Source organism: Nocardia sp. NPDC057272, assembly GCF_042668615.1.
Lineage (GTDB): Bacteria > Actinomycetota > Actinomycetes > Mycobacteriales > Mycobacteriaceae > Nocardia.
Window position 1 is genome coordinate 1 of sequence record NZ_JBHUYK010000070.1, and the last position, 1,239, is coordinate 1,239.

Sequence of the window (1,239 nt, forward strand, 5' to 3'; positions counted from 1 at the left end):
AACCCGGAAGCTAAGGCCACCTGCGCCGATGGTACTGCACTCGACAGGGTGTGGGAGAGTAGGACACTGCCGGAACATCATTGCGAAAGGCCCTCAACCATTGGTTGGGGGCCTTTTTGCGTTCCCAGGGCCGTCGCCTACAGTGCTTGGGTGCGCCTCGTCATTGCTCGTTGCCAGGTCGACTATGTCGGTCGACTGACCGCCCACCTTCCGATGGCTCGTCGGCTGTTGCTGATCAAGGCCGACGGGTCGGTGCTCGTGCACTCCGACGGCGGCTCGTACAAGCCGCTGAACTGGATGAGTCCGCCGTGCTGGCTGGTGGAGCAGGAAGTGCCGGACGCGATGCCCGCCGCCTTGCCCGACGGCGTACGGCCGTTGCGGGAGGGGCAGACTCCGGAGCCGGTGACGGCGAAGGCGCTGTGGGTGGTGACCAACAAGGCCGGCGAGGAATTGCGGATCACCATCGAGGAGATCGAGCACGATTCCTCGCACGAGCTCGGGGTCGACCCCGGTCTGGTGAAGGACGGCGTCGAAGCGCATCTGCAGGAGCTGCTCGCCGAACACGTGACGAAGCTCGGGGAGGGGTACACCCTGGTGCGGCGCGAGTACATGACCGCGATCGGCCCGGTGGACCTGCTGTGCCGCGATGCCGACGGCGCCACCGTGGCGGTGGAGATCAAGCGGCGCGGTGACATCGACGGTGTCGAGCAGCTCACCCGGTACCTCGAACTGCTCAACCTCGACCCGCTGCTGGCCCCGGTGGCCGGGGTGTTCGCGGCACAGCAGATCAAGCCGCAGGCGAAGACGCTGGCCGAGTACCGTGGAATCCGGTGCCTCACGCTCGATTACGACGAGCTACGCGGCACGGAGAGCAACGTTTTCCGCCTGTTCTAGGAGGAGTGTCATGCCGCGACGTAGACCGCGCAGCGGACGTTCTACGGCGCCTAGGCCGATCGGCGATGTGTACGGCCGCACCGAGGACGGTCCGGGCGACGAAACCTATATCGTGCGAACGGTTCCCGGCGCTCGTGCGGTGAAGCCCTATCGGTGCCCCGGCTGCGACCACGAGATCGCGATCGGTGTCGCCCACATCGTGGCCTGGGCCGTCGAGGGCGGCGAGGACGACCGCAGGCACTGGCACCAGGGTTGCTGGAACGGCAGGCGCACCCGCGGCATCACCCGCCGCTGGTCGTGACCCGAGCGACAGAAAACCGAAGGCCGCCTCGATGATTCGAGGCG

Annotated in this window: 2 protein-coding genes; both read left to right on the top strand. The window is 66.7% G+C overall.

Going from position 1 to position 1,239, the window contains the following annotated elements; translation table 11 throughout:
* Positions 1–150 precede the first annotated feature (150 nt).
* On the top strand, positions 151–894 hold the full coding sequence (nucS, locus tag ACFULV_RS34945) for an endonuclease NucS (RefSeq protein WP_378639483.1): 744 nt from the start codon (positions 151–153) through the stop codon (positions 892–894).
* Between the two features lie 10 nt (positions 895–904).
* On the top strand, positions 905–1,195 hold the full coding sequence (locus tag ACFULV_RS34950; RefSeq protein WP_378664386.1) for an ATP/GTP-binding protein: 291 nt from the start codon (positions 905–907) through the stop codon (positions 1,193–1,195).
* The last annotated feature ends 44 nt before the right edge of the window (positions 1,196–1,239 follow it).

Coding starts and splice junctions, on each gene's coding strand:
- ACFULV_RS34950 (WP_378664386.1), top strand. CDS start 905: ATGCCGCGACGTAGACCGCGCAGCGGACGTTCTACGGCGCCTAGGCCG.